The following is a 1,552-nucleotide window of genomic DNA, read 5'->3' as shown; positions in this document are numbered from 1 at the left end:
TGGAGCGGGTAGACGGGATCGAACCGACATCCTCAGCTTGGAAGGCTGCTGCACTACCATTGTGCTATACCCGCATCCGATTTCCCGAACCGACGAGCCCCAGGTTGGCCATTCAAGGATTACGATTTGGGATGTCACTGGTGGTGAGGATAGGATTTGAACCTATGTACTCTCTCGAGGGCAGATTTACAGTCTGCTGCCATTAACCACTCGGCCACCTCACCAGGTGACACCCAATCGCAACCGATGCCAGCACATACCGCAACGGCGTTTCAGGAGTTCCAAACCCGCTTGCCGGACACGAGTCACTTCATGCCTCAGCCACGGCAAGCCGCTCTGGAAGGGCCGCGTTATAGCGATGGTCGCTCCAAACGCAATGGCGATTGGCTGTGATCAAGCAGATGAGTTTCACATAACTGCATGATGGGGCTATTTTGGCACACAGCCCCACCCTGTCAATCGGCAGATGCCAGACGTGTCGCTAGTCGACCTTGAAGCCACCAGAGCCCATCTTGGTCACGCGTGGGTTGCCCTCTAGTTTGGCAGCCGTGACATCGCCTGAGCCAATGATATTGATTTGCGGCTCGATCACCGTGCCACCGTGACGAATATTGCCAGAGCCTGCAATATTGGCTTCAAGCCTTGAACGGCCGCCTTGGATATAGGTATCGCCTGAACCCGCGAGGTTTACTTCGACATCGTTTTGAACTTGGCCCAATCGAACATCGCCAGAGCCCGCCAAATTGATTTCGCTGCGTCCGCCGATGGAGCCAATATTGGTATCGCCAGACCCCGCAAGATCCAGTTTCAAATTGCCCTTTACCGGCCCGGTTTGATTGTTGCCAGAGCCCGCCAAGCTGGCATTTAAGTCACCGCCCACGCTTTCGGTGCGAAAGTTGCCAGAGCCGGCAATCGTCAGTTCCAGATTGCGGGCAACTTTGCCGAGCGAGAAATCACCGCAGCCAATCATGGTGATGGTAGCGCCACCCACATCACCCGCCCGGCCACTCACCAGCGAGCGCTTGATTCGAAGACCCATAGAGCTTGGCCCCGTCACGACGATCTTCGGCAAATCCTCGGCCTTGTAGCGCACACCATCAATCTTGATCTCTTCAACGCGCTGCCCATTCTGGGTGTAGCTGCTGCAATTGGTGCGCATACTGCGTTGGATTGGGCCTTTGACACGCAAAGTTATCCCATCCCGCTCGGTTGTCGCGGATAATTTGGCTCCCGGCGTCACTTGGACGTTGAAAGCAGCCCCCGGCGAGGTCCGAATCTCCACTTGTCCTACGACGCCATCCAATTCCAACAAACGGGCTTGCCCGTCACTCTGGGCTGCGACAGGTTGAAAGCCGAGCAACAGGGCAGCGCCCAGTCCAATCCCGGCACCTAGGCCAAATCCTTGTTTCTGTGTCAGCATGATCTTCAATCTCCTGTCCGTCCTCAAAAGAGTTTCCGCAGCCCTTATAGGCGACAGCGCCGACCTTTTCCCGTTAAAAGAACGTCATGACTAAGAATTCACGTTTTCGTCCAAAAGAGGGTGGCCGCGATG

General features: G+C 55.7%; 1 protein-coding gene and 2 tRNA genes. All 3 read right to left on the bottom strand.

Annotated elements, in window-relative coordinates; genetic code table 11:
* Positions 1–74 (bottom strand) — tRNA-Gly (locus ACOVRA_RS14185).
* Positions 75–138: 64 nt separating this feature from the next.
* Positions 139–224 (bottom strand) — tRNA-Tyr (locus ACOVRA_RS14180).
* A gap of 257 nt (positions 225–481) precedes the next feature.
* On the bottom strand, positions 482–1,420 hold the full coding sequence (locus ACOVRA_RS14175; RefSeq protein ID WP_421720863.1) for a GIN domain-containing protein: 939 nt from the start codon (positions 1,418–1,420) through the stop codon (positions 482–484).
* Positions 1,421–1,552 lie beyond the last annotated feature (132 nt).

Origin of the sequence: Aquidulcibacter sp. (assembly GCF_049239865.1) — a bacterium.
Taxonomy (GTDB): Bacteria; Pseudomonadota; Alphaproteobacteria; order Caulobacterales; family Aquidulcibacteraceae; genus Aquidulcibacter.
Note: the sequence above shows the minus strand (reverse complement) of the source record. Positions and strands in the feature narration are given on the sequence as shown.

Bases quoted from the DNA above. Each gene is read 5' to 3' on its own strand.
- ACOVRA_RS14175 (WP_421720863.1), bottom strand. From the start codon at position 1,420: ATGCTGACACAGAAACAAGGATTTGGCCTAGGTGCCGGGATTGGACTG.